Below are 16,703 nucleotides of genomic sequence, written 5' to 3' on the forward strand. Positions count from 1 at the left end.
CTCCGACCGCTCGGTTCGTAGCCGAGTACTCTATCCAGCTGAGCTATGGATGCATGTCGTTTAAAACTTATTTCTTTATCAAAACTTACTTTTAATTTTTACTCTATTTTGGCATTTTAAAACCAAAATAAAACCCCATCAGATTTACTCATAGGGTTGAATATGGTGCAACCGGGAGGATTCGAACCTCCGACCGCTCGGTTCGTAGCCGAGTACTCTATCCAGCTGAGCTACGGATGCACAATCTAAAATGGCGGTGAGGGAGGGATTCGAACCCTCGATGCAGCTTTTGACCGCATACTCCCTTAGCAGGGGAGCGCCTTCAGCCTCTCGGCCACCTCACCATATTTTAGTTACACACGATTTGTTTTTTCAAACATCTCGTCTCTGTGTGGCGCACATATTACTTTCCTACACTTAGAAGTCAAACAATTTCTCTAAACTTTTTGCATTCCAGTGTCTGTTTGCACATTTCACAAGCAAGATGCTTAGTTTAACACCGAAATACATATTTATCCGCTGTTATCTGTATAACTTTATGAATAAAAACAGTGCACCCAAAATGAGTAATTAATCGCATTATTTTGATTAACCATCTAAAATCGGCCAAATCTTAAGCTAAAGAAAAATAAAAAAGAAAGAAATAGAATTGATAGCAGCCCGCAAATTTATTTGCTAACGACTCAAAGGCATTAAATTTCACTAATAAAGACTTAGAAATTAAGTTTGTTGAATTGAATTTAAGGAGTAAGACAAGCGCCCATTCATGCTGTGTGGTCAATAACTGGACGCTTATTCATTATTATTGATTATCTGGTTGAGTCTTTTCGGCCTGGATCCGTTGATAAATTTCTTCACGGTGAACAGAAACCTCTTTTGGGGCATTAACACCAATACGAACTTGGTTGCCTTTGACGCCCAATACAGTAACTGTTACCTCATCGCCTATCATGAGTGTTTCACCAACTCGACGAGTCAGAATAAGCATTCTTTGCTCCTTGAAATATTAAAAGAGTCGGGTCTCTAGGTATCCCCGCTATTGTCCATCACACACCGTGAAAACGTAAAGCAATGACATTCACCTAAAGCATTGATGCCATCAAGGCAAGCATTCTAATTATTTACAAGCAAAATATAGCACTACCCGCAACACTTTAACAATGCTGCAACAGATTAAAATTGCCTCATAAAATGATGAGGCAATTTAGTCAAGCTGTTATAGTCGTGAAGCAACCCATTCTTCGACACTCGCCATAGCCGCCGGTAACGCATTAACGTCATTACCTCCAGCTTGAGCCATATCTGGGCGTCCACCACCTTTACCACCAACTTGCTGTGCAACATAAGATATCAAATCACCTGCTTTAACTTTAGCAGTCAAATCATTAGTTACACCAACAATCACACTGACTTTATCACCACTCGTTGTTGAAAGCACGATAATCGCTGACTTCAACTGATTTTTCAGGTCATCAACCATGGTTCTTAATAGTTTAGGTTCAGTGTCACTTAATTGGCTAACGAGTAACTTAGCACCCTTAATATCTTTTGCTTTGCTACTTAATGAAGCACTTTCTTGAGAAGCTTGTTGGTCTTTAAGCTGTAAAATCTCTTTTTCGAGTTGACGAGATTTATCTAATGCAGACTTAACTTTTTCAACCAAGCTGTTCATGTCACCTTTCAATAAATGAGCAATTGCGGCAAGTTGCTCAGATTGACTGTGAACACTTTCAATCGCCGTTGAGCCTGTTGTGGCCTCTATACGACGAACGCCTGCTGCGGTACCTGATTCACTCAATATACGGAATAAACCAATATCACCAGTGCGGCTAGCATGTGTACCACCACATAATTCGATAGAAAAATCGCCCATGCTCAATACTCGCACACGCTCATCATATTTCTCACCAAATAATGCCATAGCACCTTTTGCTTTTGCCCCCTCTAAATCCATCAATTCTGTTTCAATTACTGAATTATGACGAATTTGAGCATTAACAATATCTTCTACTTGACGTAATTGGTCTTGCGTCATGGCTTCAAAATGCGAAAAATCGAAGCGCAGGTATTTATCGTTAACTAATGAGCCTTTTTGTGAAACATGTTCACCTAAAACTTGGCGCAGTGCAGCATGTAATAAGTGTGTTGCTGAGTGATTTAAGCGAATAGCATTACGTCTTTCACTATCAATTTCAGCATTTATACGGTGATTGATGACCAACGAACCCGTTGTCACCTTACCAATATGACCGATTGCCTGACCATATTTCTGAGTATCTGTAACAACAAAGTTTCCACTATCATTTTTCAAGATACCAGTATCACCAACCTGACCACCTGACTCTGCATAAAATGCAGTTTTATCAAGGATCACAATGCCTTCTTCACCTATATTTAAAGAATCAACAGGCTGACCATCTTTATAAAGTGCAGTGATTGTCGCTTGTTGCTTATCCTCTTGATAACCTGAAAACTCACTTCTTTTTTCAACTTTAATCAATGAGTTATAATCCGCGCCAAAACCGCTAGATTCTCTTGCGCGACGGCGCTGATCTTCCATTGCACGCTCAAAACCTTCTTCATCTACTTTGATATTACGCTCACGACAAACATCTGCCGTTAAATCAATAGGAAAGCCGTAAGTATCATATAGACGGAATGCCGCTTCACCTTCTAGGGTGTCGCCTTTTAAAGAAGCTAATTCGTCATCAAGTAATTGCAAACCACGCTCTAACGTGCGTGCAAATTGCTCTTCTTCTGTTTTAAGAACTTTTTCTACCATCGCTTGTTGACGTTGAAGTTCATCCGCAGCTGAGCCCATGACTTTAACTAACGGCGCGACTAATTTGTAGAAAAATGCCTCTTTCGCACCTAGCATATAACCATGACGTACCGCACGGCGAATAATACGACGAAGTACATAACCACGCCCTTCATTCGACGGAATGACACCATCGCTAACTAAGAATGCACACGAACGAATGTGGTCAGCAATCACGCGCAATGATTTATTAGAAAGATCACTTGCACCTGTCGCATTTGCAGCGGCTGAAATTAATTCGCGGAAAATATCAATATCATAGTTAGAATTTACATGCTGTAGTACTGCTGAAATGCGCTCTAAGCCCATTCCTGTATCAACTGATGGTTTAGGTAGCGGTTCCATCGTACCGTCTGATTGACGGTTAAATTGCATGAAAACAAGATTCCAGATCTCAATATAGCGATCACCGTCTTCTTCAGGGCTATTAGGCGGTCCACCCCAGATGTGATCACCATGATCGTAGAAAATTTCAGTGCAAGGACCACATGGCCCCGTATCGCCCATCTGCCAAAAGTTATCAGACGCGTATGGAGCACCTTTGTTATCGCCAATACGAATTATGCGTTCAACTGGAATGCCAATTTCTTTATTCCAGATGTCATAAGCTTCATCATCTGTCGCGTATACAGTAACCCACAGTCTTTCTTTCGGTAGATTAAACCAATCTTCACTGGTTAATAATTCCCAAGCAAATTGTATCGCTTCATGCTTGAAATAGTCGCCGAAACTGAAGTTACCTAACATTTCAAAGAAGGTATGGTGACGTGCTGTATAACCTACGTTTTCTAGGTCGTTGTGTTTACCACCTGCTCGCACGCAACGTTGTGCGGTTGTCGCTCGGGAATATGCTCTTTTATCCAGGCCAAGAAATACATCTTTGAACTGGTTCATCCCTGCGTTAGTGAACAATAAAGTAGGGTCATTATTTGGCACTAGCGAACTGCTGGCGACCACTTGATGACCTTTCGTATGAAAAAAGTCGAGAAACGCTTGACGGATCTCAGCGGTGCTTTTACTCATATTTATCCCGATAACAAGCTGAAAACTGAATTACGAATTGTTGAGATGGAATGTAACATCACCTCTAATCAACTCTCCGATTAAAAAGTGACTAATAAAATAAAGTCTCTTTATTTAGAAGTAAAATTTAGATACATCCATTTGCGGCTTTTATTGTAAAGCGTCTAGATATTTTCTGAAAGTATGTTTATACCTCTGGTCACGGTATTTTTCCACAGAAAAACAACCCGATAAACTATTATTATGATAAGTGAAAATAAATATTATGATAGATAAAAACAAAAAAACGCCACTCATTTAAGAGTGGCGTCTATAACCGACTGATTTATTAGAAAACTAAACTAGAATTAAATTTCTTCTGTCGTTTCCTCTTCATCAGAATCACTGATGAAGTCAGTTGCTGCACTATTAAATTCACCAGTGTGGTTTAATAACATTTCACGCAGTTTCGTATCGATTTCATTTGCGATTTCTGGGCGTTCTTTCAAATAAACTGTTGAGTTAGCTTTACCTTGGCCAATTTTTTCGCCTTTGTAGCTATACCAAGCCCCTGCTTTTTCAATCAACTTATGTTTAACACCAAGGTCAATCAGCTCACCAACGGTATTAATACCTTCACCGTAAAGGATTTGGAATTCCGCTTGTTTAAATGGCGCAGCAATTTTATTTTTCACCACTTTGACACGCGTTTCGCTACCAACGATTTCGTCACCATTTTTTACAGCACCAATGCGGCGAATATCTAAACGTACAGATGCATAGAACTTCAGTGCATTACCGCCCGTTGTGGTTTCTGGGTTACCGAACATCACACCAATTTTCATACGAATTTGGTTGATAAAGATTAAAAGTGTATTTGATGTTTTCAGGTTACCCGCAAGCTTACGCATCGCTTGGCTCATCATTCGAGCAGCAAGGCCCATATGTGAATCGCCAATTTCACCTTCAATTTCTGCTTTTGGTGTTAAAGCGGCAACGGAGTCAACAATGATAACATCTACAGCACCAGAGCGTGTCAGCGCATCACAAATCTCTAATGCTTGCTCACCAGTGTCCGGTTGAGAACAAAGCAAGTTGTCGATATCAACGCCTAGCTTTTTAGCATAGATAGGGTCAAGAGCATGCTCAGCATCGATAAACGCACATGTTTTACCACTACGTTGAGCTGATGCAATAACTTGTAATGTCAGCGTTGTTTTACCTGAAGATTCAGGGCCATAGATTTCAACAATACGCCCTAATGGTAAACCACCAGCACCTAGTGCAACGTCGAGTGATAAAGAGCCTGTTGAGATAGTTTCAACATCCATTGTGCGGTCTTCACCAAGGCGCATAATAGAACCTTTACCAAATTGCTTTTCAATTTGACCAAGTGCCGCAGCAAGTGCTTTTTGTTTGTTTTCATCAATAGCCATGTTCACTCCCTAAGTGCAATGATATTAACCACTGCGATAAAACGATTGGATTTAATTTGTTGGAACCAAGTATACTGTATAATCATACAGTATCAAGAAGATTTTTTACTTATGATCTGTAAAAGAAACTCAAGCGCATAACACGTTGATTCTAAACGAACTTGATTTCTATCACCTTGAAACAAGCACTGTTTTGTTATCACATCACTGCTTCCATCAGCTTGTTTTTGAGCAAAACCAAACCAAACGGTCCCAACTGGTTTTTCTATACTACCGCCATCAGGACCCGCAATACCACTCACAGATACAGCATAATCAGCCGCGGCTTCTTTTAGTGCGCCTGTTGCCATTTCAGATACAACTTGTGCACTTACTGCACCAAATTGCTGAAATAATTCATTTTGTACACCAATCATTTGGTGCTTTGCATCATTACTGTATGTTACAAAACCGCGATGAAAATAGGCTGAGCTACCTGCAATATCCGTAAGTACTTTAGCTATCCATCCTCCAGTACAAGACTCCGCAGTGGTGACTGTTTTACCTTGTTGCAAGAGTAATTTGCCAATCTGAATACTTAATATTTCGAGTTGCTTCTCATCGACCATTTTGTTGTACACCTTTATTTAAACTTTTTTACGAGCGCGATCCCAAATCCATAATCCTGCAATAGCGATAGTAAATACCGCACCAAAGCCAATTCCCACATGAACTACCGACAATCCTACTTTTATTGCCAGTGAATACAATCCTAACATAATTAGCATTGCACTATTTTCACCTAAATTTTGAACAGCGATGGCATTACCTGCACCGACAGTTTCTTTTCCTTTCTCTTGCAATAACGCATTAAGAGGAACGACAAATAAACCGCCAAATATCCCAAGAACAATGAGAATAAAATAAGAAGGTAATAGGCTAGTTTGTAACGAAAGTAAGATAACCATCACACCAATAACAATACCAGCAGGAATACAACGATAAACTGTTTTAAGTGTGATAAATTTAGCGGCAAGCCCTGCCCCAGCAACAATTCCCACAGCAACCATCGCATTAAGGACTGTTGGCGTTGTGTTATCTTGTAACCCAAGAGCAATAGGTACCCATGCCACTAATAAAAAACGTAACGTGACACCAGCCCCCCAAAACAAGCTTGTACCTACCAAAGAGAAACGACTTTCTTGATTCGCCCACAATATACGACAAGCAGATGAAAAATCGATTAAAAGTTGTTTGAAATTCCAACCCTTAGCCGGTCTTGCGGCTGCAAGATGTGGGATGAAAAAGTTAACCACAACGGCGAGCGCATATAATGCAGCGCAGGTGCCAAGTGCAAGCATGAGATTGATGTCAGATAACATTCCACCTACGACTGAACCAACAAGGATTGCCGCAATAGTTGAAGCTTCCATCATACCATTGGCTTTAACCAGGTTATCCCCCCCAGTTAATTCACCTAATATCCCGTATTTAGCCGGTGAATAAGATGCAGCACCTATTCCCACTAATCCATAACATAAGAATGGATTGACTCCGACACAGATACCAAGCGCACCAATAAATTTAAAGATATTAGAAAACAACATGACTCGGCCTTTTGAAAACCGATCTGCGATTTGGCCGACAAAAGGTGCTAATACGATATAGGTAAAAACAAAAACCATTTGCAGTATTGGATGACTCCATTCTGGATAAAACTCAGCCTTGAGCTGCGCCAAAATTGCAAATAACAATGCATTATCCGCAAAAGCAGAAAGAAATTGTGAAGCCAGTACAGCCTTCATGCCTCGACTTAATAACGGAGCCTTTTGCGCTAAATCGTCCATTTTATTCATCCTTCAAAGCCATTTGTTTTAGCGTAACAAAATCGGTTTTTCCGCTACCTAATACAGGAAGTTCTTTTACCCAACGGATATCACGAGGAACGGCAAGTTCAGTTAACCCTTTACTTTTAGCCGCCGTAGATAATGCACTACGGTCCAGTTGCTTATCGGTAGTAAACAAAACTAATGCTTCGCCTTTACTACTATCAGGTTTAGTAACAACTCCGTGCTGTGCATTCGGTGACATGCTAAAGATCATTTGTTCAATACTTTCCAAAGAAACCATTTCGCCTGCAAGTTTAGCAAAACGTTTTACTCGACCTTTAATAGTGCAGTAATTTCTTTTATCTAATTCAACAATATCACCAGTATCGTACCAGTCTGGTTCCCGCTCACCTTGCGCATTTTCAGCGCTCGGCGTTTCTAGAATACCCGGCGCTTCAACACGCAAATAGCCTTTCATGATATTCGGGCCTTTGAGTTGCAACTTTCCACCTTTTTCTATACCTGGTAGTGGGATGATTCGAGCTTCCATTCCTGGCAAGATCTGTCCCACAGAGCCTTCTTTGGTTGCCATTGGCACATTGATTGACACTATAGGTGCGCATTCGGTCACGCCATAGCCTTCAAGAATACGAATACCAAATTTTTCAAACCAGATTTTTTTGGTGCTATCTGATAATTTTTCAGCACCAGCAACGACATAACGCAAGCGAGCAAAATCATATTGATGAGCAAAACGGGCATAATTACCTAAAAAGGTCGAAGTACCAAATAAAACGGTACAGTTTTTATCGTAAACCAACTCAGGAATAATTCGGTAATGCAAAGGGCTTGGATAGAGAAATACGCGGCTACCGGAAAAGAGAGGGATAAACAAACCCACCGTCAAACCAAATGCATGAAATAATGGCAGTGATGACATAAAGCGATCGCGCGGAGTGAAATCTGCAATGGTTTTAATTTGCTCAACGTTCGCTAACAAGCTTGCATGACTATGAACCACCCCTTTTGGCGTACCTTCTGACCCAGAGGTAAACAGTACGATAGCTTCATCATCAACTTTGCGAGGGATTATTGCCTTACGGGGTGAAAATAAATGTTTAACAATCCAAATCTTATCTTGCAAAGTGACGGTATCTTTTAAATCTTCAAGATAAATCCAAGTTGCTTCCGGCACTTGCTGAGGAATATGGGCCAAGTTGCCTTTTTCTAAAAACTGACGAGAAGTAAAGACCACGTTTGCCGCAGAGGCTTTTAATGCGTTACTAATTCCATGGCTACCTGCGGTATAATTCAGCATGGCAGGCACTCGCCCCCGCATTAATGCGCCAAATATAGCAGCAGCAGTAACGGTTGCATTCGGTAGCAATAGACCAATACGCTCATTTTCTTTTGTATAGCGTTCGATAATGCGTCCCACACCCAAGGTTTTTTTCAGTAGGCCTTGGTAAGAATCTTCTTTGAACGCAATATCTTCAATACATGGAGTGCATCGACCAAAGCGTTGCACACTATCGATGAAAGCTTCAACTAATGTCATTTGTGGTCGACAAGCCATACGTGCCGACTTCATTATTTGATAAAGATGTTCCCCTGCAAGGCTACGGCGTTCAACCGATTTAGGTGCATCAGGCATTGGGATTGTTTGAACGGGTAAAATATGCAACGTGATTTTAGGGAACCATTTAAGCGGAATAATCCCCTTTAGATATCCAAAATGACTACGTTCAGCCCCTTCAATACGAATTGGGACAACTTTAGCTTGGGATTTAGCCGCCACAAATGCAGCACCCTCATAGATTTTCATCAAAGAGCCATGAACAGAGATGCGCCCTTCCGGAAAAATAACAATTGGACGCCCTTTATCGACTTCTTTGACTAACGTTCTAATACCTAAAGGGTTAGCGGGATCGAGAGGAACAATATCAGCATAAGGCTTTAATAACTTAATCATTCGCGGTGTCGCAAATGTAGAATAGACAGCAAATACAGGTTTTACAGGCAAAAATAAAGCGACTAAAACACCATCAAGAAGGGAAACATGATTAGGTGTAATCAAACATTTATCTTGATTAAATTCCTTAGCGTCGCCAATAACTTGAACTCGAAATAAAAATCTAAGTATGGTTTTGACAATTTTTGCCAACATAATGAATCCCTATATTATGACGATGCTTTATGAATTAGTGAATAATTATACAATCATGATTATGTCGCGATATTACTTATGATACTAAGTAGTTTATTCCGAAAGTGTGATTAAACGGTAAAGCATTTATGTTAAATCTTTCACTTGTTGAATAATAACATCTATAGGTTGAGTGGCATCAACAACATAATGCGCTGTAGCTAGGTAAATAGGCTCTCTTAGCTGCATCACTTCTTCTATTTCCTCTAATAAAGACTTTCCAGTCAAGCTAGGGCGTTGATCTTCTTGAGGTTCTGCTGCTAACCGCTGTGCCAATATACTCGGATCTGCGCTCAAATAAATCACAGTACCGTTATCACGCATAATCCGCTGATTTTCTTCAGAAAGAATAATTCCACCACCGGTCGAAACAATCGTTTTGTCTTGCTTAATTGATTGTAATATCTCGCTTTCTAGATGTCGAAAATACGCCCATCCATGTTGAGCAACAATTTCAGCAATACTTTTACCTGCATGTTCTAAGATAAGTTTGTCAGTATCGACAAATTGATACCCTTTATGCTCAGCTAAACGCTTGCCGATTGTTGTCTTTCCTGAACCTCTTGGACCTATAATGTAAAACATCAAAATTCATCCCATCATGATTGTTACGTTACATCTGCCACACAGCTGTTAATCAGTGGCGGTCAAAAACGGCAAACAATAAAAAATAAAGCTACACCTTAGTGTAGCTCTCGTTATAACAGTTTACGCGTTAAGCACGGCTAAGAAAATCACCGTAGCCAATCCACTTATAGGTCGTTAGTGCATCAAGCCCCATAGGGCCTCGTGAATGTAATTTTTGCGTGCTCACAGCAACTTCAGCACCTAAACCAAATTGCCCACCATCGGTAAAACGTGTGCTCGCATTAACGTAAACCGCTGAGGAATCTACCCGATGAACAAAATAATTTGCCTGACTCAGCGATTCAGTCAAAATCGCATCTGAATGAGAGGTGCCATAATGTCGAATATGGTCAATCGCCGCATCTATATCAGCCACAATCTCAACATTCAGATCAAGCGATAACCACTCATCAATTAAATTTTCAGGTTTAACATCAATAACCTTAGCTGGCCCTTGCTGTAAGAAAGGCATAGCCTGCTCACTGGCATGTAAGGTGACTTGTTTTTGTGCCATGACTTCACTCAATCGCGGCATAAAATCAGCTGCAATACTTTGATGCACTAATAATGTTTCAAGTGAATTACACGCACTTGGACGCTGAACTTTAGCATTGACTATCACACTGAGTGCTTTATCAAAATCAACGGATTCATCAACAAAAGTATGGCAAACACCAATACCACCCGTTATGACTGGGATCGTTGATTGTTCACGACATAATCGATGTAAACCAGCGCCACCTCGTGGTATCAGCATATCGATATAACTATCTAATTTTAGTAGCTGAGTCACTAGTTCACGATCAGGATTATTAATTGCTTGTACTGCATCAGCTGGCAATCCGCTATTTTTAAGCGCTTGTTGAATAACACTCACAACGGCAAGATTGGTATTATGAGTCTCTTTTCCACCACGTAAAATAACCGCATTGCCTGTTTTTAAGCATAAAGAAGCGACATCAACAGTAACGTTCGGGCGAGCTTCATAAATCACACCAATAACCCCAAGAGGAACTCGGCGACGTTGTAAATCTAGGCCACTATCAAGTAAGCTGCCATCAATAATTTGACCAACAGGATCAGCTAATTGGCAAACCTGCCTAACATCATCAGCAATATTTTTTAGGCGAGCTTCGGTCAATAACAAACGATCTTGTAATGCCTCAGTCATGCCACTGTCTTGCGCCAGTTTCATGTCTTGCTGATTAGCAGACAAAATAACTGCACTTTCTTGTTCTAATAAATCAGCAATTTGCTCAAGGGCTGCATTTTTTTGTTTTGTGCTTAATTGCGCTAATTGCCATGAGGCCACTCGTGCCGCTTTACCCATTTTCTCTAACATAATTAACTCACTATCATATCATCGCGATGAACAGCAACCGAGCCATGTTCATAGCCAAGTATGCGACCAATTTCTTGTGAATGATGACCCGCAATCATGCGCAGTGCATCGCTATTGTAATGGCTCACACCATGAGCTAAGTCTTTTCCGACCATATTACGAATTCGGATCACTGCACCTCGTGAAAAATCACCTTCGATTTTCTTAATACCTTTGGGTAATAATGAGCTGCCTTTTTCTAAGATGGCAAGCTGTGCGCCATCATCAATATAAACATCACCTGCGGCTGGCGCACCAAAAATCCAGCGTTTACGGTTCTCCATTGGATTTTTTTGTCCGTAGAACCTTGTCCCCACAGGAATATTTTCAATTACAGCACTAATTACATCCGGCTTATTACCCGCGGCAATGATAACATCAATACCCGCTCGACCAGCAACATCCGCAGCTTGTAATTTAGTTGCCATTCCGCCTGTCCCTAATCCGCTTACACTATCGCCCGCCATTTTACGTAATTCGTCATTAACACCATAAACTTCTGGGATCAACTTAGCATCAGGATTACTGCGAGGGTCTGCATCATACAAACCTTCGATATCGGTCAGTAATAAAAGTTTGTCAGCATCGCCTAAAATTGCGGCAAGAGCCGATAAGTTATCGTTATCGCCCACTTTAATTTCCGCAGTCGCTACCGCATCATTTTCATTAATAACAGGAATAATACCGTTATCAAGTAATGCTTGAAGTGTATCTCTGGCATTCAAGAAACGTTCACGGTCTTCAAGATCTGCCCGAGTTAGCAACATTTGGCCAATATGAATGCCGTAAATAGAAAACAACCTTTCCCACAATTGGATCAGACGACTTTGACCGACCGCCGCTAACAACTGTTTAGATGCAATAGTTGCTGGTAATTCGGGGTAATTAAGATGTTCGCGACCAGCGGCAATTGCCCCTGATGTCACAATAATAATGCGGTGCCCTTTTTCATATTGCTGCGCACACTGCCTAACTAACTCAACAATATGGGCTTGATTTAAACGGCGTGAGCCCCCCGTCAATACACTGGTACCTAACTTAACAACCAGCGTCTGGCTATTTTTCATCATTTTTCTGCCATTAGGATTAATAAATTACAAAGTAGCTATCATTTTTATCAGGTGAAACGCGTTATGCCAACAGGCATAACGCAAAATTCAACAAAAGTTTGTTTAAAACAAATTTATGCGCTTAATTCCAGTTTTAATTCTGTCATTAGTTGCGAAGGGAAGAGGGTTAACTCAAGCTCGGATAATTGTTTAGAAAGGGCTTGGTGAAACGATACCAAATTTTTTTCTACTGCGGCTATCGTGACAGGATCTTTCAACACTTTAGCTTGCCAACTACCATGGCTATTATATAAGCCAAGTTGATAAGAAAATTCAAAACCTTCGCTAGTGGCAACTAATTTCAACCACCACCCCCAAAATTCACGTTTTTCGGGTGAGATATTCGCATTAACGCAAACAACTAAGCTATCAAAAAAATAACAACCATTTAGTGATTGTTTTTCGCGTAAATAAGGACCCATTGCAGCAAATTTCTTTAAATACTTTCCATTTGAATATTCAGTCGGTAAAGCCATGTTAAGGATCTCCTTCTTGGGAAGATCCCTTTTTAACAAAAGCCAAGAAATAAGCAAGTCATTCAATAAAATTAAAGTATTTTAGTTTTTAACCAAGCTGTCGTTTCACTCAGTGCTTTTTCAAAATTTGCAAAAATTGGACTACTTGGCAACATAACTAAATCACCATCCACTGATGAACGCGCGATTAAAGTTGACTCTTCTTTCGGACTATAAATATCATTTTTTAAACATACTGACATCATAGGTACTTTACTACGTTTACCAAGAAGGCCTTGTTTTTTCAATGAATAACAACTTAATTCATGACGTAAAGAAGCACCATCAACTTGATAAATACCAATACGACTCGCAAATACATCTAATACCATACGAGGAATATCTTTTTGATATTTTTCGTCATTAAGTAAACTGTGAACAATTGGGCCGATGACGGCAACGCCTTTTATTTTATCAGGACACATATAAGCTAGTCTTAATGCTATATTTGCCCCAAAGCGCATCCCTACAATACCAAAACGAGTATGATCAATCCAAGGAATGGTATCTAACTGGCGAACAACTTGCTCATGTAATGTACTGGTTTCTTGAGATAATTTATATTTTATTGAGTAGCCAATTGAAGGCATATCCAACGTTAACATCGCAATGCCAAGCGGCTCTAAATAATCCCGAAAATAACGATTAAAATCAATTTGCAAACTATCTAACATACCGCAAACCATCACGGTAGGATAAGGTCCTTGTGCATTTGAAGGAATATGTAAAAAACCACAAACCTCTTTACCACCTTCAATTTTGAACGCAATTTTTTTCAATTGATATTCAGAAAATTGTGCTGCACTGTCATAAGCTTTACACGCCAATAATACAGCTTGGTCAGCTAATTCATCGCCTTTAATAAAAGGATAAGCGGCGATACTATATAAATTAGCCGCCCGTAACCATGCATCGCATGCCTTTTCACCCTTTTCGAATTGTAATGCCTTTTGCTGCCAAAGCATGGCTTGATGCGACCATTCAAAGCACCAATTACCGCGTCGATTACCAATAACAGTATCAAGAAGGTTCTCATTACTGCGTTTAGCATCTGAAACAGCAATACGACTTAAAACTTCCTCAATTTCTAATGCGTCGATACCACGCCAAATCCACATTAAGCGATTAATCATCCGGTACCAACCGGCATGTTGAGTTCCGTTTAATACGCTATGATCTTTTATTTCAGGCAGATCATATGAGGAATAAGAGACTAATGTAGAGGTTTCAACTTGTCTTATTTTAGGTTTGAAGAGTTTTTCGGAGAGATTTTGCTGAGTCATTACTTATCACCTACTCATATAATTTTGGAATATGACGGCTATATAAAACAAAAGGGAATGCTATTGCATTCCCCTATAATATCGTATTTTTAACAAATTTATTAGGTATTCATGTTTTGTTTACAACAACTAAAAATTTTTAAGATTTAATTGTCGTTATCTTTTACCTATGCATTAAAAATATAAAATAACGATTTATTTATCTTGCTCGCACAGAGGTTTCACAAATACAACCCCCATATCCCATGGTTGTTCAATCCAAGTATCTTGAGGGATATCGATAACATAGTCATCAACTAATGGACGGCCCGCAGGTTTTGCGAAAATGGTGACAAAATGACCTTTTGGATACATGTCACGAATAGCTTGTGCAGTACCACCGGTATCAACTAAATCATCAATGATGATAAAGCCTTCACCATTACCCTCTGCACGCTTAATAATATTCATTTCGCGTTGATTGTCATGGTCATAGCTAGAGATGCATACGGTATCAACGTGACGGATACCTAGCTCACGAGCAAGAAGTGCGGCAGGAACTAAACCACCACGGCTAACCGCGATAATCCCAGTCCATTGCTCTACTGGTAACAAACGTTGTGCGAGTTTACGGGCATGTATTTGCAACATATCCCACGTTACGACATATTTTTCGCTCATAATATTCGGGTCCCGACGCTGAGTAAAACTGAATGTGTTTTGCGGAAAAAAGGTTGCGCGAGATTATAGTGATTCGGCGCACTAAAAACCAGTAATAATCACCTACTGGCCTGAATTAATATCATTTACACTGTCCATTGTTCAAAATAAAGTGGTATGCTGAACCAATCAATAATGAGGTCTTTAACTATAGGCTTCATGCTGTTAGGCAACCATTTAAGCGATATATCCTTTAAATATTGAGAGTTGTAGTTTAGCCGCCCGATAATGCGACAACTTGAAATATAACGGGAAAATTTAAGGAGAAAAAACGTGTCACAACTATCTAAACTCTCACCACAACCGCTTTGGGACATTTTCGCCAAAATCTGCTCAATTCCACACCCTTCTAAGCATGAAGAAGCGCTTGCTGCACATATTATCGAATGGTCAAAACAAAAAGGTTTTCACGTAGAAAGAGACCAAGTGGGTAATATCTTGATCCGTAAGCCAGCAACGGCAGGCTACGAAAATCGTAAAGCAGTCGTTTTACAAGCACACTTAGATATGGTTCCACAAAAAAATAATGATACTGTTCATGATTTCACAAAAGACCCAATCCGTCCTTATGTGAATGGTGAATGGGTCACTGCTGAAGGCACTACCCTCGGTGCTGATAATGGCATCGGTATGGCATCTGCACTTGCAGTGTTGGCTGATGATACAGTTGAACATGGTCCACTTGAAGTTTTGCTAACCATGACCGAAGAAACAGGCATGGACGGCGCATTTGGTTTACAGCCTAATTGGTTACAAGCTGACATTCTGATCAACACGGACTCAGAAGAAGAAGGCGAAATTTACATGGGTTGTGCGGGTGGTGTTGATTTTACTGCAACATTCGATTTAACTCGCGAAGCATTACCCCAAGACTATAAAACCTTTACCTTAACATTAAAAGGTTTAAAAGGTGGCCATTCCGGTGGTGATGTACACCTTGGATTAGGCAATGCCAACAAGCTATTAGCACGTTTTCTCGCAGGTCATGCAGAAGACTTGGGCTTAAAATTGCTCGAATTAACTGGTGGCACTCTGCGCAATGCAATTCCACGTGAAGGTCATGCTATTGTTGCAGTTCCTGCTGATAAAGTAGATGAGTTAACAGCGCTTAGAGCACGTTATGAAGCTATTTTGCAAAATGAATTAGCGGCTGTAGAGCCTAATGTGGTCTTTTTACTCGATGAAACCAAAACTGAGCTTAAAGCGATCACTGATGATTGCCAAAAACGGTTTGTGTTCTTCTTAAATGCTGCGCCAAATGGCGTTATTCGCATGAGTGATGTTGCTAAAGGTGTTGTTGAAACTTCACTGAATGAAGGCGTTGTCACCATGACAGTAGATAAAGCCGAAGTTATCTTCTTAGTCCGCTCTTTGATTGATAGTGGCAAAAATTATGTTGTTAATATGCTGACTTCAATCAGCAAATTAGCGCAAGCCAAATGCAAAGCACAAGGCAGCTACCCAGGCTGGCAACCTGATGCAAATTCACCGGTTATGCATATTGTTAGCGCAACTTACCAAAAACTGTTTGGTAAAACACCTAATATTATGGTTATCCACGCGGGCCTTGAGTGTGGCTTGTTCAAAAAACCTTACCCATTAATGGATATGGTTTCTATCGGCCCAACTATTCGTGGTGCTCACTCACCCGATGAACGCGTGCACATTGAAAGCGTTGGCCAATACTGGACATTATTAACCGCAATTTTAAAAGATATTCCAGTTAAAAATTAATTTAACTTCATTTTATCTTTGCATATCAAAGCATCCTCAAAGGGTGCTTTTTTATTTTAATTACTATCAACAATAATTTAAG

General features: G+C 40.2%; 13 protein-coding genes and 2 tRNA genes. 1 reads left to right on the top strand and 14 read right to left on the bottom strand.

Going from position 1 to position 16,703, the window contains the following annotated elements:
* Positions 1–163: 163 nt before the first annotated feature.
* The 14 genes from ACTH6U_RS00005 to gpt form a co-directional block, all read right to left on the bottom strand.
* A tRNA-Arg gene (locus tag ACTH6U_RS00005) sits at positions 164–240 on the bottom strand.
* 11 nt (positions 241–251) lie between these two features.
* Positions 252–344 (bottom strand) — tRNA-Ser (locus ACTH6U_RS00010).
* A 458-nt stretch (positions 345–802) separates the two neighbouring features.
* The gene (gene csrA / locus ACTH6U_RS00015; RefSeq protein ID WP_004264815.1) at positions 803–988 is read right to left on the bottom strand and encodes a carbon storage regulator CsrA; all 186 of its coding nucleotides are present in this window, start codon (positions 986–988) and stop codon (positions 803–805) included.
* 228 nt (positions 989–1,216) lie between these two features.
* On the bottom strand, positions 1,217–3,844 hold the full coding sequence (alaS, locus tag ACTH6U_RS00020) for an alanine--tRNA ligase (RefSeq protein ID WP_441831301.1): 2,628 nt from the start codon (positions 3,842–3,844) through the stop codon (positions 1,217–1,219).
* Between the two features lie 347 nt (positions 3,845–4,191).
* Positions 4,192–5,259, bottom strand: coding sequence for a recombinase RecA (gene recA, locus ACTH6U_RS00025; protein ID WP_294108839.1), 1,068 nt, complete (start codon positions 5,257–5,259; stop codon positions 4,192–4,194).
* 92 nt (positions 5,260–5,351) lie between these two features.
* On the bottom strand, positions 5,352–5,867 hold the full coding sequence (gene pncC, locus ACTH6U_RS00030; protein WP_336430964.1) for a nicotinamide-nucleotide amidase: 516 nt from the start codon (positions 5,865–5,867) through the stop codon (positions 5,352–5,354).
* An 18-nt stretch (positions 5,868–5,885) separates the two neighbouring features.
* A complete protein-coding gene (lplT, locus tag ACTH6U_RS00035) occupies positions 5,886–7,085 on the bottom strand; it encodes a lysophospholipid transporter LplT (protein ID WP_441831302.1) in 1,200 nt (399 codons plus the stop codon).
* A gap of 1 nt (position 7,086) precedes the next feature.
* On the bottom strand, positions 7,087–9,234 hold the full coding sequence (gene aas / locus ACTH6U_RS00040; RefSeq protein ID WP_441831303.1) for a bifunctional acyl-ACP--phospholipid O-acyltransferase/long-chain-fatty-acid--ACP ligase: 2,148 nt from the start codon (positions 9,232–9,234) through the stop codon (positions 7,087–7,089).
* A 126-nt stretch (positions 9,235–9,360) separates the two neighbouring features.
* The gene (gene aroL / locus ACTH6U_RS00045; RefSeq protein WP_441831304.1) at positions 9,361–9,858 is read right to left on the bottom strand and encodes a shikimate kinase AroL; all 498 of its coding nucleotides are present in this window, start codon (positions 9,856–9,858) and stop codon (positions 9,361–9,363) included.
* Positions 9,859–9,988: 130 nt separating this feature from the next.
* A complete protein-coding gene (gene proA / locus ACTH6U_RS00050) occupies positions 9,989–11,242 on the bottom strand; it encodes a glutamate-5-semialdehyde dehydrogenase (RefSeq protein WP_441831305.1) in 1,254 nt (417 codons plus the stop codon).
* Between the two features lie 2 nt (positions 11,243–11,244).
* The gene (gene proB / locus ACTH6U_RS00055) at positions 11,245–12,348 is read right to left on the bottom strand and encodes a glutamate 5-kinase (RefSeq protein ID WP_294350840.1); all 1,104 of its coding nucleotides are present in this window, start codon (positions 12,346–12,348) and stop codon (positions 11,245–11,247) included.
* A gap of 116 nt (positions 12,349–12,464) precedes the next feature.
* Entirely contained in the window at positions 12,465–12,866 is a 402-nt protein-coding gene (gene crl, locus ACTH6U_RS00060; RefSeq protein WP_294350834.1) for a sigma factor-binding protein Crl, read from the bottom strand.
* A gap of 71 nt (positions 12,867–12,937) precedes the next feature.
* Entirely contained in the window at positions 12,938–14,188 is a 1,251-nt protein-coding gene (gene frsA / locus ACTH6U_RS00065) for an esterase FrsA (RefSeq protein WP_294108828.1), read from the bottom strand.
* A gap of 195 nt (positions 14,189–14,383) precedes the next feature.
* Positions 14,384–14,848 carry a xanthine phosphoribosyltransferase gene (gene gpt / locus ACTH6U_RS00070; RefSeq protein WP_294108827.1) on the bottom strand — a complete coding sequence of 155 codons (465 nt, stop codon included), beginning with the start codon at positions 14,846–14,848 and terminating at the stop codon, positions 14,384–14,386.
* Positions 14,849–15,160: 312 nt separating this feature from the next.
* Between gpt and pepD the strand changes: the two genes are divergently transcribed.
* Positions 15,161–16,621 carry a beta-Ala-His dipeptidase gene (gene pepD / locus ACTH6U_RS00075; protein ID WP_441831306.1) on the top strand — a complete coding sequence of 487 codons (1,461 nt, stop codon included), beginning with the start codon at positions 15,161–15,163 and terminating at the stop codon, positions 16,619–16,621.
* Positions 16,622–16,703 lie beyond the last annotated feature (82 nt).

This window comes from Providencia sp., assembly GCF_052096715.1.
Taxonomy (GTDB): domain Bacteria; phylum Pseudomonadota; class Gammaproteobacteria; order Enterobacterales; family Enterobacteriaceae; genus Providencia.